The 19,698-nt window shown below is 54.8% G+C and carries 14 protein-coding genes and 1 pseudogene; 3 read left to right on the plus strand and 12 right to left on the minus strand.

The window, feature by feature from the left end:
• Positions 1-38: 38 nt before the first annotated feature.
• Positions 39-1,298: an ABC transporter substrate-binding protein gene (locus tag AC2FND_RS10320; RefSeq protein WP_209597312.1), complete on the minus strand. Its 1,260-nt coding sequence runs from the start codon at positions 1,296-1,298 to the stop codon at positions 39-41.
• 140 nt (positions 1,299-1,438) lie between these two features.
• Between AC2FND_RS10320 and AC2FND_RS10325 the strand changes: the two genes are divergently transcribed.
• The 3 genes from AC2FND_RS10325 to AC2FND_RS10335 all read left to right on the plus strand — a co-directional run bounded on the left by AC2FND_RS10325 (position 1,439) and on the right by AC2FND_RS10335 (position 5,757).
• Complete coding sequence (locus tag AC2FND_RS10325; RefSeq protein ID WP_209597310.1) at positions 1,439-2,245, plus strand: IclR family transcriptional regulator; 807 nt, start codon at positions 1,439-1,441, stop codon at positions 2,243-2,245.
• On the plus strand, positions 2,242-3,300 hold the full coding sequence (locus AC2FND_RS10330) for an ABC transporter ATP-binding protein (RefSeq protein WP_496769552.1): 1,059 nt from the start codon (positions 2,242-2,244) through the stop codon (positions 3,298-3,300). The genes AC2FND_RS10325 and AC2FND_RS10330 overlap by 4 nt, the downstream gene beginning before the upstream one ends.
• Before the next feature lie 243 nt (positions 3,301-3,543).
• A complete protein-coding gene (locus AC2FND_RS10335) occupies positions 3,544-5,757 on the plus strand; it encodes an NADP-dependent isocitrate dehydrogenase (protein WP_496769554.1) in 2,214 nt (737 codons plus the stop codon).
• 384 nt (positions 5,758-6,141) lie between these two features.
• Here the strand turns inward: AC2FND_RS10335 and AC2FND_RS10340 are convergent, their stop codons facing one another.
• From AC2FND_RS10340 to AC2FND_RS10390, 11 genes and pseudogenes are all read right to left on the minus strand, one after another.
• Complete coding sequence (locus AC2FND_RS10340) at positions 6,142-7,116, minus strand: glycosyltransferase family 2 protein (protein WP_496769555.1); 975 nt, start codon at positions 7,114-7,116, stop codon at positions 6,142-6,144.
• A gap of 251 nt (positions 7,117-7,367) precedes the next feature.
• Complete coding sequence (locus AC2FND_RS10345) at positions 7,368-8,474, minus strand: transporter substrate-binding domain-containing protein (RefSeq protein ID WP_209507596.1); 1,107 nt, start codon at positions 8,472-8,474, stop codon at positions 7,368-7,370.
• Between the two features lie 44 nt (positions 8,475-8,518).
• Complete coding sequence (locus tag AC2FND_RS10350) at positions 8,519-9,781, minus strand: transporter substrate-binding domain-containing protein (RefSeq protein ID WP_209507595.1); 1,263 nt, start codon at positions 9,779-9,781, stop codon at positions 8,519-8,521.
• A gap of 21 nt (positions 9,782-9,802) precedes the next feature.
• A complete protein-coding gene (locus tag AC2FND_RS10355; protein ID WP_209507594.1) occupies positions 9,803-10,585 on the minus strand; it encodes a PP2C family protein-serine/threonine phosphatase in 783 nt (260 codons plus the stop codon).
• Positions 10,586-10,588: 3 nt separating this feature from the next.
• The gene (locus tag AC2FND_RS10360) at positions 10,589-11,608 is read right to left on the minus strand and encodes an FHA domain-containing protein (RefSeq protein WP_496769558.1); all 1,020 of its coding nucleotides are present in this window, start codon (positions 11,606-11,608) and stop codon (positions 10,589-10,591) included.
• A 201-nt stretch (positions 11,609-11,809) separates the two neighbouring features.
• Entirely contained in the window at positions 11,810-13,981 is a 2,172-nt protein-coding gene (locus tag AC2FND_RS10365) for a serine/threonine-protein kinase (protein ID WP_496769560.1), read from the minus strand.
• Between the two features lie 341 nt (positions 13,982-14,322).
• A complete protein-coding gene (locus tag AC2FND_RS10370) occupies positions 14,323-15,609 on the minus strand; it encodes a dynamin family protein (RefSeq protein WP_496769562.1) in 1,287 nt (428 codons plus the stop codon).
• A complete protein-coding gene (locus AC2FND_RS10375) occupies positions 15,606-17,648 on the minus strand; it encodes a dynamin family protein (RefSeq protein ID WP_480506993.1) in 2,043 nt (680 codons plus the stop codon). The genes AC2FND_RS10370 and AC2FND_RS10375 overlap by 4 nt, the downstream gene beginning before the upstream one ends.
• A gap of 69 nt (positions 17,649-17,717) precedes the next feature.
• On the minus strand, positions 17,718-18,584 hold the full coding sequence (locus AC2FND_RS10380) for a hypothetical protein (protein ID WP_209507589.1): 867 nt from the start codon (positions 18,582-18,584) through the stop codon (positions 17,718-17,720).
• Positions 18,585-18,607: 23 nt separating this feature from the next.
• Positions 18,608-19,009, minus strand: coding sequence for a hypothetical protein (locus AC2FND_RS10385; protein WP_209597289.1), 402 nt, complete (start codon positions 19,007-19,009; stop codon positions 18,608-18,610).
• 46 nt (positions 19,010-19,055) lie between these two features.
• Positions 19,056-19,698, minus strand: a pseudogene (locus AC2FND_RS10390) (hypothetical protein); the annotation flags it as partial.

The following is a 19,698-nucleotide window of genomic DNA, read 5'->3' on the forward strand; positions in this document are numbered from 1 at the left end:
GGTCAAGTAGGCCGGGCTTCAGCCCGGCCCAAGCCTGATTAGTTGTCGTAGATACGCTCTCGCGCGCGTTCCAGCTTGGCCAGAATACGGTCAGCATTGTCTGGTTTGACCATGAATTCTTGGAAACCTTCCATTGACACTTTGGCCATTTCAGCCGGCGCGTCGCGGTCCCAGAATTGAGCCACACCGCCGGGGCTGTTGGACGAGAGCATCGAAAAACCCTGCTGTAGGAACTTGTCATCGTCTACTGAGGATTGCGCGTTCACCGGCAGCTGACCGAGATTTGACCCATTGTTGATCTCGGTCTGTTCGTCCGCCGAGACAACGAAGCGCAGGAATTCCCGCGCGGCTTCTTTGTTCGAGGCATTCGCCGGGATATGGAATGTATCGGTCGGCGCGTCTTCAGCCAGTTCGACATCAGGATTGATCGACACGAATTGGTAGAAATCCAGCTGATCGTCTGTCAGCCCTGCTTCACGCAAAGGCGCGACTGCGAAGTTGCCCATCAGATAAGCAGCGGCCTCTCCGTTGACCATGAATGGCAAAGCCTCCTGCCAGCTATAGGTCTGATGGTTATCAATGAAGGCCCCCATGTCGATCAACTGCTTCCAGTTGGCAAAGGTCTGCTTGACCCGGTCATCTTCCCAGCTGATTTCACCATTGGCCAGCTGGTTGTGAAAATCAAACCCGTTGGTGCGCATGTTCAGGTAGTCGAACCAGCCACCAGCGGTCCACAGGAACTTGGTGCCGATAGTATAGCAGGCGCGGCCGGAATCGACGATCTTCTGACAGTTTGCCAGCTCTTCTTCCCACGTCGTCGGTTCGCTGAGGCCCAGCTCATCAAAGATATCTTTGCGGTAGTAAACGCCCCACTGGTAGTAGGTATAGGGCACGCCCCATTGTTTGCCGTCTATGGTCATAGCGCCTTTGGTCGAAGCCAGGTTCTCGGCAATTTCGGGCTCGGCCCACAGGTCTGATACGTCTTCAAACAGGCCAGCCTCGACATACGGCTTCATACGGTTGGCGGCGTACCAAGTGGCCACGTCAGGTGTGTCAGCCGTCAGAAAGTTGCGGATCTGGGTCTTATACGCTTCGCGGTCGATAACCGTGGTTTCAATCTCCAGGCCGGGGTGCTGCGCTGCAAACCGTTCGATCATCGCTTCCATCGTTGCGCGCGGGGCCGGGTTTGACGTGTCCAGGAATATCCGAAGCTCTCCGGTCAGGTCAGCAGCCGCCGGTGCCGCCATAGCAACGCCAAGTGCCAGCGCAGCGGTTGTGCGCTTGAAAGTGGAATACATGGTTTCCTCCCTGTTGTCTCCACGTAAGTTTCAAATAATGAAACCTTGTTTTATATATTGAAAACTACACATCGACTCGGTTAGTCTTGTCAAGACCCTCGTGCGATCTGCGATGGGCAAGCGGAGGAGAACGGACGCCCGTGTCAGGTGACGGAACTATTGGCAAAGCATGTGACGTGCTGGATCAGGTCGCCGCATTTCAGCGCCCTGTGCGATTTTCGGAATTGCTGGACGACAGCGATTTCCCGAAAGCAACATTATATCGGTTTTTGCAATCATTAACCAATCAGGGAATGCTATGTTACGACCCCGAGCGCCAAACCTACGCGCCGGGTATGCGTTTGGTACGGCTTGCGCATGCAGCCTGGACCCAAAGCTCACTGGCCCCTATCGCACGTCCGTTTCTCGATATTCTAAGCCAGGAAACCGGCGAGACCGTGCATTTGGCGCAGCTCGATGCAGGTCAGGTTCTATACGTTGATAAACGCAACGCAGCGCAACCGATCGAGATGTATTCTCAGGCGGGTAAGGTGGGCCCGGCCTACTGCACGGGCGTCGGCAAGGCGATGCTTGCCTTTCTAGATGAGGGAGACCTTAACCGGGCAATTTCGCAGCAGAGTTTTCACCGCTTTACCGACAAGACCCTGACGTCGGACAATGACCTGCGCACGGATCTCGATCGAATTCGCAGCAAGGGTTTTGCCGTTGATGACGAAGAACATGAACCCGGAATTATCTGCGTCGCCTGCCCCATTCTGACATCAAACGGTCGGGTGCTGGGCGCAATCTCAGTAACTGGCTCGACCCAACGAATGGATTTTGAACAACTCGAGGCATGGGTGCCTCGTGTGCGGCGGGTGGCTGAACAAATCAGCACCGAGGCACAGGCTTGGCGTTTCCCTGAAACGCGACCAGACCTCGGCAATGACAGGAAGCAAGCGACATGACAGGTGTAACTCTGAACCAGGCAATCAAGCGGTACGGCCAGACGCAAGTCATTCACGGCATCGACTTGCAGATCGATGATGGTGAATTCTGTGTTTTCGTTGGCCCTTCAGGATGTGGCAAATCCACATTGTTACGGATGATCGCGGGTCTTGAAGAAACGTCGGAAGGCGAGATCCACATAGGGGCGCGGGACGTAACCCACATGGACCCGGCTAAGCGCGGCGTGGCGATGGTGTTCCAGACCTATGCGCTTTATCCACATATGACCGTGGCAGAAAACATGGGCTTTGGGCTGCGCATGAACGGCGTCGCAAAGGCAGAGATCACCAGAAAAGTGCAGGAAGCCTCGAACATTCTGAAACTTGACCAGTACCTCAAACGCAAACCCAAGGCCCTGTCGGGCGGTCAGCGGCAGCGGGTTGCGATTGGCCGTGCCATCGTTCGTGGCCCCGACGTTTTCCTGTTTGACGAACCTTTGTCCAATCTGGACGCCGAGTTGCGCGTGGAAATGCGTGTTGAGATCGCGCGCCTTCATCAGGAAATCGGCGCGACCATGATTTACGTGACCCATGATCAGGTCGAAGCCATGACCATGGCCGACAAGATCGTCGTGCTACGGGATGGTCGTGTTGAACAGGTTGGCGCTCCGATGGATTTGTACCGCGATCCGGACAACCGGTTTGTCGCAGGCTTCATCGGTTCGCCTGCAATGAACTTTCTGGAATGTGACTATGGGGATGGCCTAGTCTCCCATCCCGCACTTAGCAAGCCGTTGCCCGTTACTGTGGCTATACCCGCTGGTCGGACCAAGGTGACATTGGGCATGCGGCCCGAGCATATTCAGATTGACCGTTCGGCCGATGCCTGCACCGTGGACCTGACCGAAGCCTTAGGCGGCGTGTCCTATTCCTATTTACGGACGCCAAATGGTGATAAGCTGATCATTGAGGAACGGGACGATCAACGAAGCAGAACCGGGGATCGGGTCGGCATCGCCATACAGCCAGATCGTGTGATGTTTTTTGATCCAGAGACCGGGCAACGGTATCGTTAGTCACGACCTTCCAGCCCACGGGCAGTCTTACCCGTCCCAAGAGTTACACGACACTTTATCTGACCCGTGGCAAAACGCGCGGGCAGATGCGATTGATTCCAAGTCAAACGTGATTTAAGGGAAGCCCTGTCAAAACAGAGTCACCCAGGGGCTGTATCGTGGTTTAGCCCCTCTCACGCCACGCAATTGTGGTTGCAACTCTTGGATCGCACGCCCCGAAAGGCTTAAAAAAGGTAAAAGAATATGGCAGATAAATCGAACTTCGACATATTGTATACCATTGTAGACGAAGCGCCAGAACTGGCCAGCGCCTCGTTCCTGCCCATCATTCGCAAGTTCGCATCTGCTGCGGGCGTTCGCGTTGGCACCAAAGATATTTCCCTTGCGGGACGCATTTTGGCAGCATTCCCCGAGAACCTTACCGACGATCAGCGTGTAAGTGACGATCTGGCTGATTTGGGCGAGTTGGTGAAGACACCCGATGCCAATGTCATCAAGCTGCCAAATATCTCTGCCTCGGTTCCTCAGTTGGTTGCGGCCATCGAAGAACTGCAATCGCAGGGTTACGACATTCCGACTTACCCGGCAGAGCCTGCAACGGATGAGGAAAAGGCGATCCGCGCCCGTTATGATGCGATCAAAGGTTCCGCTGTTAACCCGGTTCTGCGTGAAGGGAACAGTGACCGCCGTGCGGCGCGTGCCGTGAAAAACTATGCTCAGAACAACCCGCATTCGATGGGCGATTGGGCGTCGGACAGCAAGACCAAAGTGTCGTCCATGCCGGCCAATGATTTCTATGCAAACGAGATTTCGGCCACCATTACCGCAGCACAAGCAGGCGATGCTAAAATTGAATTTGTGGGCAAGGATGGTGACGTCACCGTTCTGAAAGACGGCTGGTCGCTGGAAGAAGGAACCATAGCCGACGCGACTTTCATGTCGGTCAAGGCACTGTCTGCGTTCCTTGCAGATGCCATTGAGGATACCAAAAAAGACGGGACCATGTTCTCGCTGCATATGAAAGCCACGATGATGAAGGTTTCAGACCCGATCATCTTTGGCTATGCGGTCAAAGCGTGGCTGGCCCCCGTGTTTGAAAAATTCGGCGCGGAACTGGATGCGTTGGGTGTGAACCCAAATTCAGGCCTGGGTGCATTGCTGGAGCGCGTACAGGGTCACGCCGACATCATGGCTGCCATCGACGCGCTCAAGGCGGACCGGCCGTCCATGTATATGGTGGATTCGGACCGCGGGATCACGAACCTGCATGTCCCATCGGATGTGATCATTGATGCCTCAATGCCCGCTGTGATCCGTGCCGGGGGCAAGGGCTGGGACCAGACGGGTGCCAAAGGTGACACCAACTGTGTGATCCCAGATCGGTGCTACGCGACCGTCTATGATGAGGCGATCAAGTTCTTCAAAGCCAATGGCGCGTTGAACCCAACCACTGCCGGAGCCGTGGCGAACGTGGGCCTGATGGCTCAGAAAGCCGAGGAATACGGTTCGCACCCGACAACTTTCGAGGCGCCGGCCGATGGTACAATCCGCATCGTTCTGGCCAATGGCGAAACGTTGCACAGCCATAGTGTCGAGGCCGGCGATATCTGGCGCGCCTGCACTGTCAAAAAAGCGCCGATCGAGAACTGGATTCAGCTGGCCATGGACCGTCAGCGTCTGACCGGGTCCGAAGCGATTTTCTGGTTGGACGCAAACCGGGCCCATGACGCGGAGCTTATCAAATATGTCAAACCGGCGCTTGAGGCTGCTGGCGTGGCCGACAAGTTCCTGATCATGGCCCCGCGTGAGGCGACCCGGCAGTCGTTGGAGACGATCACAGCAGGTAATGACTCGATTGCTATCACCGGCAACGTGCTGCGGGATTATTTGACTGACCTGTTCCCTATCCTGGAATTGGGTACTTCGGCCAAGATGCTCTCCATTGTCAAACTGATGAACGGCGGTGGTTTGTTCGAAACCGGTGCCGGTGGCTCGGCGCCCAAACATGTGCAGCAGTTGGTCGAAGAAAATCACCTGCGCTGGGACTCGATGGGTGAGTTCTGTGCGTTGGGTGAATCGCTGAACTTCCTTGCTGACAGCAAAGGCAACGAGAAAGCGGGCATTCTGGGTGCGGCGGCCGAAGCAGCGACGCAGGGTATTCTGGACAACAACCGCTCACCCAGCCGCAAAGTTGGTCAGCCGGATAACCGCGACAGCCACTATTGGTTTGCTCGCTACTGGGCTGAGGCTTTGGCCGCCCAGTCCGAAGATGCGGAACTGGCTGCCGAGTTTGAATCATTGGCCAAGGATCTGGCCGCCAATGAAGCGCAAATCCTGTCCGAGTTGGCCGCAGCGCAAGGTAAAGCTGCGGATTTGGGAGGTTACTATCACACCGACCCAGCCAAAACGGCAGCGGTTATGCGGCCCAGCACAACGTTGAACACAATCATCGGCTAATCGCTAACGGCAAAAAAGGTGATCCCTCGCCTGTTCAAAACATGGAAAGGGACCGGCACAGTTGTGCGGTCCCTTTTTGTATCGCAGACACTGTGACGGAAAGTAGGGTCGGCAAAAGTTTTTTGCATTTACAATGCTTTATAAAAAATTTGTTTGTACTTACGGGATTCCCCTAATAGCACGACAGCGCTGACTGCTTTAAACCTTGGATAACAGAGAATTTCACTGGTGATGCCTTAGGGCCTTATCACTCACTCAGAGAATGACCAGCATTTGGGGTGCTGGTCATTTCATTTTGGTTCTCAGGATTTTCTGGACAGCTCAGCAGTTCAACCATGGTTGAACACGAAATCGAGTGCTCACAAAAATACTGGAGACAGGGTTTTAGCCAACACGCCGGGGTTCTGGGCTGGCAATCGGCGCTTGTATTCTGTTCGCTCCGCTAACCGCAACACCTTTATGCCGCAGATAAGAAAGGCGACGCGCCTCACGCCGGGCGAGCGCCAGGGATTCCAGGATAAGCGCGCACACGATCGACAGCATGGTTCCAACAAAACCGGATACTGCGACAACCAAAGATGGAACTCGGTCAACCAACCCCGTTTCCAGAAACTCTCGGAAAACCGATACGAAAACGAAAAGCGACGGTAAGAAAATCAACAAGGCCAAAGAGAGGAAGAAAGCGATTGGTTTTTCGTCCTTGATCAGAAGGCCAATCATCTTGAGAATTCGCCACCCATCGGAATAGGTGGCTAGCTTGGAATTCGAATCCGGAAGCCGTGCGACGTATTTGGTCTCAATTTCTCCAATTGGCATGCGCATCTGCATCGCGTGTACCGTAAGTTCAGTTTCAATTTCGAAACCGTTGGAAACCGCTGGAAAACTTTTGACAAAGCGTCTGCTGAAAACACGATAGCCGGAGAGCAAGTCGTTGATTTTGCTTTTAAAGAAGAATTTCACCAGCCCGCTGAACAAGGCGTTTCCAAGTTTATGGCCCCGCCGATAGGCTTGAATGTCGTCGTTTACCCGTGCGCCGTTGACCATATCAAGATTTCGAGAGACCAGCAGATTTATCAATTCAGGTGCTGCCATACTGTCATAGGTCGCATCCCCGTCTGCCATAACGTAGACATCCGCATCCACGTCCGCAAACATCCTGCGGACAACGTTACCTTTACCCTGATATGTTTCAGAATAGACCAGCGCGCCAGCTTCTTGCGCCACTCTGGCTGAGCCGTCCGTGGAATTGTTGTCGAATACATAGATTACGGCTTCTGGCAGGGCGGCGCGGAACTGCTTGACTGTTTCACCAATGGCAATTGCTTCATTGTAACACGGCAAGATAACGGCAATCTCCAAGCCCGGCCACGACGCCCGCGTCAGAGCTCCACTTCGGATATTCAAGGCACCCTGTATCATACGTTACTCATGCTCGCTGAGATCTGTCACTTGAAGGATGATTGCGCTTCATTCCCAAGATGCTGCGCGTATGAGGCAGTTCTGAAGCAGATAAATGGCTGAAATTTGGCATCCGGCTGAAACGCACCGATAATTCAGCAAAAAGGGGCCGGTTCAGGAACCGGCCCCAAAGTTTCAGCTGAACCGAGGGATCAGTTCGAAGCTGAGTTCAGCTTTTCATTTTGCTCACGCAGTGTATCCGAGATAATCGCGTACCATTCACCGGATTGACGCATTTCGATCAGACCTTTGTTCATCATTGCGATGTACTCGCGCGCGAATGGGTTAGTACGATGTGCAAGGAAGCTCATCGACGACAATGTAGACACATAGGGGTTCTCAACAATGTCAGCCGATGTCAAACCCATGTCTTTCATTGTTGATGCGAACAGATCAACTTCGAATGCCGCAACATCTGCAGTCCCGGTCAATACGGCGTCAAGACAATCACGGGCCGAATTGGGCTGAACCACAGTCGTGTTCTCGCGGTTCAGTCCTTGTTCTTCCAAGACAACCATGCTCCAGCCTGCCATACGGCAAATGGTCGAGCCTTCCAGGTCCTTGAAGCTTGTCGCGCTTGCGTATTCGCTTTCCGGCAGTGTGAAGAAGCCACCGACGATATCGTATACCGGAACGGAAGCTACGAATTGACTGCAGCGAGCTTCGGTTTCTGGAGACCATTCGTACGTACGGTTAGTACAATCCGGAACGGTCCATGCAATTGAAATATCAAACGCACCAAGCGGCAACAGTGTATCCAGATGCGAACTCCAGTCGTCGACAAAGCTGACGGAATACTCGCGGCTGTTTCCAGCCCGCTGAAGGCTGGTCGTTGCTAGGCGGGTCATGATGCCCCCGCCGCTGAGTGTTTCGGTTGTGAACGGTTCCCAGCCGTTACCTGCCACCATTTTGATCGGCGGCGCATAGACATTCGACCGCTTTACGCTGGCCGCACGCTGTTCTTCAGCAGCGATGATTTCCTGTGCGCTCTGACCGTTCGGCAGGCTGCCGTCTTCACAGGGCAGGGCCAGCACCAAACCAGGGTTGAGAGACCCCGGGTTGGTGATTGCATTCCTGTTCGCGTTGAAGATCGGCTGGTAGTTCGAGGTGCCATAGGCGGCGATCGCGATGGTTGCCAATGTGTCACCGTCTTGCACAGTATAGTTCGTGCACGCTTCCTGTGCAGCGGCGGCTCCCGCGCTCAGAGCTGTGATGGCGGTTGCCGACAGCACTGCTTTCTTAATATTCTCGTTAAACATGTCCACTTCCTCCAGACTTTAGATTGTCAGGCCAGACGGGGGCCTTATCCATTTTCCATTTGATGACGCAGTGCGGTCGACACGATATCGCGCCATTCGCCCGACTGCTGCATGATTGCCAGACCCTGATTCAGCGTCTCTAAGATCGCTTCCCCATCAGGATTATCTTTATGGGTCATGACGTTTAGCGACTTGATCGCCGCCAGGTTGGGGTTTTCAATAATCCGGTGTTTATAGCCAAGCCGTGCGATGGCTTCCTCTGCCAGATGCGCTTCGATTGCCACGATGTCGGCAGTTCCGTCCATCACAGCATGAAAGCACTCGTCGGGCGATGTTGGCCGCATCAACTTGATGACGGGTTCGTAAAGACTTACCGCGTCCATATGTGAAAGCGACCAGCCTTCCGGGCGGCAAATTGTTGTCCCGGCAAAGTCGGCATAGGTCAGCGTCTGCTCGTACCCCGATCCATCGCGTGCAAAGAATGTATCCACGACTTCATAGAAAGGGTTCGAGAAATCGTATGTTTCACAACGATTACGGTCACTTTCGGACAACGCTGCTGCATCTTCGCAATTTGGGCGTGACCAGGGGAAAGTGCCGTCAAATGCAAGTGTTGGCATCAATAGATCCAGATGCGACGACCAATCGTTCACGAACTGAATTTTGTACGCTTGTTCCGGTGCGGCCCGCAGCATCGCTGTCTCAACCAGATGCGTGTAAAGCCCCCGGTTGGGCAACGCTTCGTCCGTAAACGGAGCGTAGTTCCCGCCGGTAATCAACAGCAACTGACGATCACGAATTTCCGGGCGCGTTTCAGCGTTAGCATTTCTGATCAGTGCGGCGGCTTCCGAGCGGGCTGCCTCGATCTCTTCTTTGGCAGCTGCCCGTGCAGCCACGACTGCATCTTCACTTGCCTTCTTTGCCTCAGCTTCTGCTGCCGCAACACGGGCTTCCGCTTCGGCCACGGCTTTTTCCGCGCGTTCTTCAGCGGCCTTTACCAGTTCTGAGGCCATTTCAGCCGCCAGACGTCCAGCTTCGGTGTCGGGCAGCTCGGGTGCGCGCCCAACATCTTCCAGACATGGCAGATTTAGAACGTCACCGATACGAATGATATTGGGGTTTTTTCCGATAACATCCCGGTTGGCATCGTAGATTGGCCGGAAATCTTCAGTCGCGTAAACTCGAATTGCCAATTCCCGCAGGCTGTCGCCGCGCTGGATCTCGTAGGTTGAACATGCCTCTTGCGCTGACACCGCGCTTGTGGCGGCGGCGAGGGCAAGGCTTGATATGATTATGTGTTTTCTCATGGGTCCTGTTGCTTTGCCTGTTTAATTTCTCGTAAGTTTGGCGACGGCGATCGACAGATTGTCCTGATCGGGATCGCCCTTGGCCTGCACAGCCAGTTGCAAGGCTTCGGCGATTTCCTGTGCTAGATCCTGCTGATGCAGGCGCAAAACATCCTGAATCTCAGCGTCGCTGAGATATTGCAGCCCGTCACTGCCAAGGATCAGAATATCAGCCGGAGACACGATCAGCGGTTCTTCAGGGCAATCCACTTTTGGAATAGCGCCGCCCATGATTACCGACGTCAGTTGGTTCCTGTCCAGTTCCCGTGCTTCAGCTTCCGAAAGCTCGCCAGCGGCCAGTTTTGCGTCGATCACGGGGGCCATCGAGTGGTCTTCGTTCACCTGCGTCAACTTGCCTTCGCGGAACAGGTAAAGGGGGCTGTCTCCGATTGAAATCCTGAACACACGCTGACCCAGAAAGAGGACACCCAACAATGTGGAACCCATGTTGAAACCCTGGCCCTGCGCTTCGTTATGGTCAGAAATCGCTGCATTGGCTTGCATGGCCGCCAAAGGCAGTGCATCAATTGCGGCTCCTTCGTTTAAGGTGTCAGCTTCCAGCTCGGCATCCAGCGCGTTGCGCCAAGCGGAGATCACCATTTCCGAAGCTACTTCACCCGCTTCGTGACCACCCATGCCGTCAGCAATCGCAATATAGCCCGCGTCCGATACATCGAACATGCGCGCGGCAATTGCGTCTTCCTGCGTTTCCCGCTGACCCTGGTTCAGGATCAGCGCAACATCATATGCCGGAGTTGCCAGCATCTATCAGGAATCCCGCCAATCAAAACCTTCATCGCAGAAGGCCATAAATCGGATTGAGGTTTCACTGATGCGGATTAGATCTCCGCTGGAGAGCGCGATTGTGCTCAGAACGGGTTTACCATTCAGGCGAACAAGGTTGGCCTTACCGCCATGCCCCAGATAGCATTTTCTATCTTCGGGGTCGTAAGCAATAACGGCGTGGTTCGAACGTGAAATGCCCGTGTCGCCGAAATCCAGTTGGATCGCTTGGTCATCGTTTCGACCGATTTGCATCAGGCCTTCGGTCAGGGTGATGCTGGCGCCCCGTCCGGGACCTGCCGTCACTACCAGCCAGCCAACCGGGAATGTTTCCTGAGCGGCTTCGGTTTTTGAGACGGGTTCTGATGTTTCAATCAATTCCTGAACATGCGTATCCGCACGCTCAAACCCCAAGAACGTTGTTTTGACCCGTGAACGACGGTCTTCGACCGGGGCGGCCGGCGTGGGCTGAGCCTGCACAGCGACCTCGTCCACCATTGTTGGTTCCTGCATGGGCGGGGTTGCATCTTCAGCTTCCACCGTTTCTGGCGCACTCATTTCAGCTGCATCCAGAGGCGGCTTAACTTCATCCGGTGTTTCGGCAAGCTCGTCGGCTACATGCAAAGTGATGATTTGATCGTCCGAGATATCCTCGTCATCATCGGCGTCGGCCATCAGGTTTTTGGTATCTTGGTCGTCCTCGTCAATCGCATCTTCAACAAAGATGGATTCTTCAACCGGTTCTTCCGTGTTTTCCGCCGCAACTTCGTCGAATTCCGGCATTTTCTCTTCAGGGATAAGCTCGTCTGTTTCCTCGTAGGATTCAGACGTCTTGTTTCCACCGGCCAGTGCGGCGCGCAGCGCGTTGAAGTCCGCGATAGGCTCCTGCTTTTCGGTTTCAGGTGCCGCGCTGTCCGCTGCATGAGCGTTGTCTGCAACATCGTCTTCTTTGGTTTTGCCGGCACCTTCGAGAAGCCGGCTCAGAGGGCTTTTGTATTTGAACATGGTGTCGACACCTTCGAATTGTTGGCACGGACCTTTCGTGCCATGGGGCTGCTACCTACCTCCGCGTGAAACAACGCAGAGACACTCAACGAAAAACATGGAAACTGGTACTCTCTGCGGTGGGCCGGATCCCACCGGGCGGCAAACTGAACGCCACCCTCAGTAAACACACACTGGCAGATCAAAAATGAACCGGTCAGATCACTCCTGCGCTAACTGCATGATCGCGGCTACTTCGGCACCGTTACGGAGCACGGTTAGCTTTGCTTCTGGCTGGCTGTCGGAAACCAGCGCAGCCAGCATGTCATCAAGGCCTTCGGGCTCATTCAATGTCATGTCAGTCTGGCTTTCGCTTAACAGAACATCACCTTTTCGCAGTTGGCCCGTTGGCTCTGCCGGGACGGAGCTAACTTCTGTCTGCCATCCGTCACTTCCCGAGCCGCTGACAGTGAACGAATAACCGTTCTCCAATCCGATCGAGCGCAGCGCAGGCAGTGCTAGCAGGCCATTCTGTGCACGGGTCTTTCCAAGCGGACGATAGCGGGCTGCAACCCGAGTATAGCCGTCTGGATCGACGCTTAGCTTGTCTAGGACCTGCGCAGCGAAAGACATGTCTTCACGAACCGGGTTGCCGTTCAGCGTAAAGATCACAACTCCGGGTTCCACCCACTCGCCGACAACGCTCATGTCCTGATCGGCGTTCACACCGGTAACCGCTATAGTTGCACCTGTTGCGGTGCGGCGGCGGGATGTCTGGAAGGGGATTTCAACATCCCAATGGTGGAACGATATCTGTTGTTCTGCGGGAGTACCGGAAGCGGCATCGGTTTTGGGTTCGGCCACAGCGGCTGCAATCTCTTGTTCTGCTGGTTGTTCTTGGGCACCGACCGTCTCGGTAGTTTCGGACGCTACTTCTGTGGTGGTTGGTTCCGCAGGTTCAACTTGCGCCTGCTCGACAGGCTCTTCTGGTTCAGGTTGTTGCTCTGAAGCGACCGCGACGTCGGGTTCAGGTGTTTCGGCCGCGGGCTCTTCCACCGCAGGCGGTTCTGCTTCGGCAGTTTGAGTGGTTGCTTCAGGCAGCGTCGTCGTAACCTCAGCTTGTTCTTCACCTTTGTCGCCGGACATCACAAAGAAACCGCCTGCGGCCAATGCTGCCACAAGCACTGCTGCACCAGCTATCATCTTGCCGCTGCCACCGGATCCGCTCTGAACTACGGTATCAACTGCGACCGGTGTTTCCGCTTTTGCGGAAATCTTGGCCATCTCGGGTTCATTCTTTTTTTCGTTTTCGCGAACAATGTCCGAGTTCCCGGCGAGCAGAGCCGTAACAACCGCTTCGGCATTTTCGCTTTCGGCCTTGATCCGCGCCTTTTCTTCTTCCTTGTCCTTGCGATCCATGCCGACGATCACCGAAACCGGGCGATAGGCGAAGGTATCAAACATCACGCCAGGGCCGCGGAACATGCGCAGCCAATCCAAGGCTGTCTGCAAACGGTCCGTTGCGTGCACTTCCATTGCCTTGTCGATTGCTTCGAGGAATCCATCGGGATATCCGTCAAAGCGATCTGCCAATGGGGTATAAGGGTCGTCCTGCCCGTTGTTGAATGCATTCAGGCGACTCTGGCCGTCGACCGGACGTTCACCACTGATCGCATGGTATAGGGTTGCCGCCAAAACATAGAGATCGCTGCTGGGCCCCTGTTCGGCACCTCGGACGTAAAACTCGTGCGGCGAATACCCGTCTTTTATGACGCGCAGGGTCAACAATGCGGCCGACTTGTTTGCAGCTTGCTCACGCGCGGCACCGAAATCGATCAGGACCGGGTTTCCGTTTTCGTCAATCAGGATGTTATCCGGCGAAATGTCACGGTGCAGCATCCCGCTTTGGTGGATGAACGACACCGCGGACAGCATCTTTTCCGTTACCTGTACGATAAAGTCAGGACCACCATCGTTTTCCGGATTTTCAACATAGTCCAGCAGGTCGCAACCACGGATCAGATCCATAGCGATGTAAGCTGTGTCGTTGTCTTCGAACACCTGGTGAACGTCGACGATGTTCGGATGCACCAGACGCGCATGATTGCGGGCTTCCTGAATAAACAGGTCGATAATGGCGCGTAGATCATCCTTGTAGGACGGGTCGTTCGGCTCAACCAGGTCCCCGTTGCGACGGCACAACGCACCGGGGAAACATTCCTTGATCACGACGTCACGCTCCAGGCTGTCGCGCGCTAGATAGGTGATCCCAAATCCGCCATTGCTGAGGTATTGGAGGATTTCATACTGTCCGCGCAACAGCTTTGCGCCCGGTTGCAGTCCTTCAATCTTTGGTTCGTCGTGCGTTGCACCGACAGCCTGGTTGTGGCTCATTTCAATCCGCCCGTTCTACTCATTTTGCGGCTTTATCTAACAGGGCCGGCAGCCCACGAACTCACAACCAAAAACAACCGCAGGACACTTAAGAACGGTTAGACGTTTCAAATTTGACTTTAATGGGGCCGCCTGATGGCTTCACTAAGGATCGTTTTTTTGAATATGGCCTATATAGTATGCCAACTACGTGCTGATACTACATATTGACCTATGGGGTGGATAAAACGAAAACTGATGACCCCAAACAGGTCTGTTGGTCTACGAATTCGAAACAATAAAGGGCCGATTCTTCGGCCCTTCGAATCGCTTCACAGCGCTTCAATCCTTGTGAAAAGTGGCTAGGTACCGGTTTTAGGTTGCGCCGCGGCGACGGTACTGCCAGCCCATGCAAGGTTGTCACCAAGCTGTACAAGTATGCTGATTGCGTCTTTCAAAGGCGCATCTCCGCTTTCAAACTGAAGCAACAACAACAAGTCAGTCGCTTTTTCGAACTCGGCCGGAATCCAGTCAGCATCTGGATCGATCTCGCCACCTTGGTCCAGCCGTTCCGCGAAATCTTCGACGATTTCCTGGCAGCTTTGCAGAAAGGCAGCGGGTTCAATATCAGCGGAGTCACGCAGGTCTTCATAGATGCTTGCAATGGCAGCTAGCCAGTCTTCAAGAATGGGGTTGTTCAGTGGCGGAAGGGCAGACTCCAACGTTGACTGCATTGAGGCAGTATCGCTCACGGTCGGTTCCGGCTCTGGCCCTTTCAATGTTTCCAGGAATGGCAGAAACTCGTGCTCCAGATCCTTCTGAGCAGCGTCAAGGTCACTGCGCCGCCGGTCAGACGCCGCATCAAGGACCTTTTCCGCAAGTTCCTGGCCACCACAGTTTTCCCAAAGATCGAAATCAGGTTCCGGCTCTTGTGCCATGGCGCGCACCGCGACGGGCGTGCCAATTGGGACCACAGCGCGAAACAGACCTTCTTTTTCTTTGTTCAATCGAGCCAATACCCGATCCAGAGCGGACTGCACCGGGGGCAAATCAGCATGCGTGACCGCCAGCAGGCTGTTGGCTCGTAGCTCGGGCGGCACCTGCGCCCACAAATGCCGTTCTGTTTCACGCCATGCGCTTGTGCCGTTGGTACACCAGATGGCACAGTCGACGAATTTCAGCAGGTCCAGTGTCTGTTTGTATGTATCATCCAATGCGCCAGAGCCGGGAAGATCGAACAGTGATATCTCTTTCAGAGCAGGGGTGTTCAATCCAACAGAGATAAAGTCAGGCTCATCCGCAGCGGCCTTTTCCAGTGCTATGCCAGAATATGTCTTTGGCTCCTTGTTCCACCAGCCGACTGTCGTCTCTGGCGTATCCGCGTAGGCAACGATGACAAGTGGCAGCTTCAGGTGCTGCGGGCCGGTTGGAAGGATATCCGCCCCTGCCAGCATGTTCGCAAGGCTTGACTTGCCCGCCCCGAACTCTCCAGCGAAACCGATGTTGACCGCGTTGGACAAGCGCTCGGCATGGGCCAGGGCCCGTGCGCGCATATCTTCCAATTTCGGGTCCGACGACAGTTTTTCTGTCGTTGTCAGAAAACGCTCCAGCTGGCGCACTTCCTGTTCGGTTCCGGGAAACTCAATCATTCCGCAGCCTCTGCTTGTCGTTCGTCCACGTTGCTTGTTCCAAAGACACTATCCAACTCGTCAGCAATACGGCGCGCCCGTTCAAACGCAGCTTGTGCTTCCGCCTGAGCATTCAACTCACCCGCTCCGGAGCGGTGCTCAAGATGGCCTGCCAACAGAGCCAAGTAATGATCCAGAACGGTTTTCAACCGTTCCAGAAGGTTTTCACGCGTTGTGTCGATCAGGTCATCGCCAATCAGTTCGAATTCCTGCACGATCATGCGCTCGGCCCGCGCCACAACGCTGTTGCGCGATATCAGACGCGACAACCAGTTTACACGCAGCTCAACGGTAATGCCACGGGTCAAGGCGGTGGTGTCCGGGCGGAACCAACGCACTGCACTTGTGTTCATGCGATTGTCGACTGGTTCCTGCCAACCTGGCAGTGCCCGCAAAGCGGCGTTGCATTGCATGTCGATCGCGTAAAGTTCGCTCAACATGCGTTGCCGCACCACTTGCGACGCGCCCTGCACCAACTCGCGCATTTGTTCGCGCAAAGGAGTGAAATTCAATTCGGTCGCGCCGCCTTTGGCAAGCAATGGGGATTGTCCTTCAGGTCCGCGCACCACAACAAAGACGGATTCAGAGACTGTGTCATCCATGACCCCACGCAGGTTTGACAGAACATCGTCCATGTCCTTGACGATGTCTTGGGATTTGTCCGCAATCAATTTGCGCAGATCACCAAGCGTCTTGTCGCTGTCATCCGGGCTGTGCGCCCCCGCGCTGCCTTCGTCTTGCAGCGCACGAAGATGTACCTGTGACCGCTCCAAATCGCCACGCGCGAAGCTGTCGAGATGCTGCCACGCCATCCTCAGCTGTTCGTTTATCGGCCCGTCCGCCAACGCCTGAGTGACATGGCGGCGCAAGTCGGGCAAGCCCGACGCGATCATCGCGGCAAACCGTAGTACAGCCTCGCGGCTGATGGGTCCCGGGCCTTGTTTGATCTCGGCCACGCCGTTCAGGTACTGTTGCATCTGTTCCGGGTGCGCCCGCAACCAAGCCAGAATATGATCGTGGTTCACACCGGTTTCATCGCCAGTCAGTGCATAATGCGCCCATTGTGCGCTTCCCATCAGTACATCGATATTCGACGTGCCTAACGCTTTTGCGAGCCCGTCTACAACATCCAGACGCACCTTTGCCGCATCATCGGCCCCGCCGCCCAACTCATCGACTCGGTTGATGAAGACAACGATCTGTCCAAGTTCCAATGCCTGCATCAGCCTGAACAGTTTCAGGTCCGCACGCGACAACGCCTGATGCGCTGACAGAACCACCACAAAGAAATCGGATTCTTTGAGATACTGACGCGAAATCTCCTCACGGATCAGCAGGGGGTCATTTACTCCGGGCGTATCAGTGACGGTCAGAGGGAATGGGAAATGTCCGATGTCGAAATAGACCTCGGCCTTGCGCGTGATGTCGCTGTAAAGTCCCCGATCACTGCCGGGGTCAATTGTTCCATCTTCCGCAGGGTCGTCCCCGGCGCACACGTAACGCGCCAGATCATCGGATGTCAGTTGATCCAGATCGTGGTGTTGACCCAACAGCTGTTCATAACTGTCCCCCAGTCGCCGACGCGCCCGGGTCTTCATGGCTTCGACCTGCTCTTCGATCATCTCGCGCTTGTAGCTGTCCTCGTCATCCGGGAACATGTTGCGCAATTCTTCGCCTTCGGCGATCAGTGATTGCCACTGGTAGTTGTCGAAGAAATGGAACTCGGCCCCTTCGGTTCGACCGTTCGGGTGCCCGAAATGCATGTCGGTGATCACGGTCGTCCAGGGGTTCACGTCCGACGGCAGGTATTCTGCCTGACCGGTGAAGCCGTTGATCAAGCGCGACTTTCCTGCTTTGATTTGCCCAACGAAGGCAACTGACGGTTTCAGTTTCCCCAGATCACCAATGATGCGCGATATGAACTGACGCGTTTCATCATTGCTCGTCCCATTCATGTCTTCTGCGATGCGAATAAGCTCGCGGCGATGTGTTTCACTCATTACTCTTTACCCTGACTACAAAAAAACAACGCATTGAATTAGTCGAAAATTTGAATGCTTTGGGGGCGGTCATTCCTCGGCCTCCTCCAAAGATTTCCAAAGATTGATTACCGCCCCAAGCTTGCGGGCATCGTGGATGGCCACAGCGATCTGCTCGTTATCGCTCAGAACTGCCATACCCGCACCCTTACCACCCGATGGCCGCATGACGATCAGATGTGGGCCTTCGAATTCGCCCCGGGTGTCATTGTTCCAACCAGCAAGATCCGAAACAAAACGTGTCAAAATCTGTTGATTGGGGTGCATTCCTTCGGAAGGTTTGCAGGTTCCTTCGCAAGCCAGTGCCGTGTTTTCCATATTGTCCACAAGGACACGACCTGTGGCAAAGCGTTCGGCCCCTTCAAAAAACTGGTGCGCCAACGAATTGCCCGACCGTGCTAACGGGGCAGGGCCGTTGTCTGAAGGTTTTTCAACATCCGGAACGACAGACACGATGGGCTCAGAGGAGAGCTCAATTCCGGCGCAGGCGCTCTCGATCTCACTCAGCGTAATACCAACATCATCAGCCTCCAGCGATGAGGCGGGCTTTCCTGACATCAGTTCCAATGGGGCAGGTGCGGCTGAGATGTCAGAAACCAGTTGGGCCAATTTATCGACCAGCGCGGTACGTGATTCCGTTTCGAAATCAGGGATCTGCCCGGACGGCACCTGAAACACATCCGTGATCCGAGAGCTGTTCACTTCGATTTTCAGGCAGTTTCCATTTGCCGCGGTCAGCTCCAGTCGCCTGGGCAGTATTGTTCCGCGAATGAAACGCAATACAGCCGCCCGACGGGCTGCAGCAGTTTCACCGGGGACAATCACCGTCGGAGACAGGCGGGCAACCGAAGACCGCCCGATATCTTCGAGCATGTCGAGAATGTCTGTGTCCATCATACCGTGACCCCCTCTGGTCCCGTTCAGACTGCGGCCGCAACCGGCTTGAGACTGAGATGCGATTTCGTGAGTGCCAGTCCCACATTCGCGCTGTTGCGGCAGATATAGCAGACCACATGATCAGGATATTCCTTGGTCCGCAAAAAGATGTTCAACCGGTCTTTTGAAAACACCGCGATTTCCCCGAACCCGGCGTTTTCCTCATCAGTGTTTCCGGCCTCGTGCAAGAGCGCTTCAAATGCAGCGACACCCCGCCCCTGAAACAGATTGGCCACTGCGATTGCCAAAGTGTCCAGCGATTCTGCGCAATCGGAATCAGAGACACTGCTGCCTAAAAGCATGCCGGTCTCCATGTCGATATACCCGGCTGCAATGCAGTCGGGTATCGTTTCAATCGCGGTGTTCAATGCATCCTGAATGGACATTTAACTCTTTATCGTCCTTCTTCTCAGCGCCTTGACTAAGGCGTCCTTACAAAACATGCCATTCTGCACTGCTGCTTTCTTTCGTCTTTGGAATGGCTTGCGGGGCGTGTCTGGACTGTTTTGCACTATATTCAACTGCGATCTGGTCAAATTCGGCAAGAAAGGCTTTGAATACATTCTGAAGCCCGACTGCGTCTTTTGGCAGGTCCTCCTTGTTTGTGATTTCCCGCCACATATCCGACGCGCTAAGCGGCGACCCGACTGCGGATTCTGGAAGATCGATATGCGCATCGTGGCGGATATCGCGGGCGTCTTCCTCGACTGAGGCCACGACCTCTATCAAACCGTTTGACTCAGGCTCAGGTTCGTAATCCTCGGCGTTGTTCTCGGGCTGAGCCGCCATCAGCGCCGCAATGGAGGATACCGAGACTTCGATACCCCGATCATCACGCGATTCAACTTCCGGCGTGAAAACTTCGACTTCGTCCGCTTCGGCCGAGGCTTCCCGCAACGTCGTGTTCAACGAGGTCAGGACGTCATCAACGGATTTGTCGCCCGTTTCAGCATCTGGAGCGTCATCCAACAGATCGTCAGAGTCATCTGTATCGCCGATTTCACCGGACAGGTCGAACTCATCTACATCTTCTTCCAGACCGGCGACATTCTTCAATTCCAGCGGATCGTTCGAG

Source organism: Ruegeria sp. BHSB056, assembly GCF_059613305.1.

Excerpts from the sequence above, each read along its gene's own strand:
- AC2FND_RS10350 (WP_209507595.1), bottom strand. The coding sequence starts at position 9,781 with ATGAGAAAACACATAATCATATCAAGCCTTGCCCTCGCCGCCGCCACA.
- AC2FND_RS10360 (WP_496769558.1), bottom strand. The coding sequence starts at position 11,608 with ATGTTCAAATACAAAAGCCCTCTGAGCCGGCTTCTCGAAGGTGCCGGC.
- AC2FND_RS10320 (WP_209597312.1), bottom strand. The coding sequence starts at position 1,298 with ATGTATTCCACTTTCAAGCGCACAACCGCTGCGCTGGCACTTGGCGTT.
- AC2FND_RS10370 (WP_496769562.1), bottom strand. The coding sequence starts at position 15,609 with ATGATTGAGTTTCCCGGAACCGAACAGGAAGTGCGCCAGCTGGAGCGT.
- AC2FND_RS10355 (WP_209507594.1), bottom strand. The coding sequence starts at position 10,585 with ATGCTGGCAACTCCGGCATATGATGTTGCGCTGATCCTGAACCAGGGT.
- AC2FND_RS10380 (WP_209507589.1), bottom strand. The coding sequence starts at position 18,584 with ATGATGGACACAGACATTCTCGACATGCTCGAAGATATCGGGCGGTCT.
- AC2FND_RS10335 (WP_496769554.1), top strand. The coding sequence starts at position 3,544 with ATGGCAGATAAATCGAACTTCGACATATTGTATACCATTGTAGACGAA.
- AC2FND_RS10365 (WP_496769560.1), bottom strand. The coding sequence starts at position 13,981 with ATGAGCCACAACCAGGCTGTCGGTGCAACGCACGACGAACCAAAGATT.
- AC2FND_RS10385 (WP_209597289.1), bottom strand. The coding sequence starts at position 19,009 with ATGTCCATTCAGGATGCATTGAACACCGCGATTGAAACGATACCCGAC.
- AC2FND_RS10330 (WP_496769552.1), top strand. The coding sequence starts at position 2,242 with ATGACAGGTGTAACTCTGAACCAGGCAATCAAGCGGTACGGCCAGACG.
- AC2FND_RS10345 (WP_209507596.1), bottom strand. The coding sequence starts at position 8,474 with ATGTTTAACGAGAATATTAAGAAAGCAGTGCTGTCGGCAACCGCCATC.
- AC2FND_RS10375 (WP_480506993.1), bottom strand. The coding sequence starts at position 17,648 with ATGAGTGAAACACATCGCCGCGAGCTTATTCGCATCGCAGAAGACATG.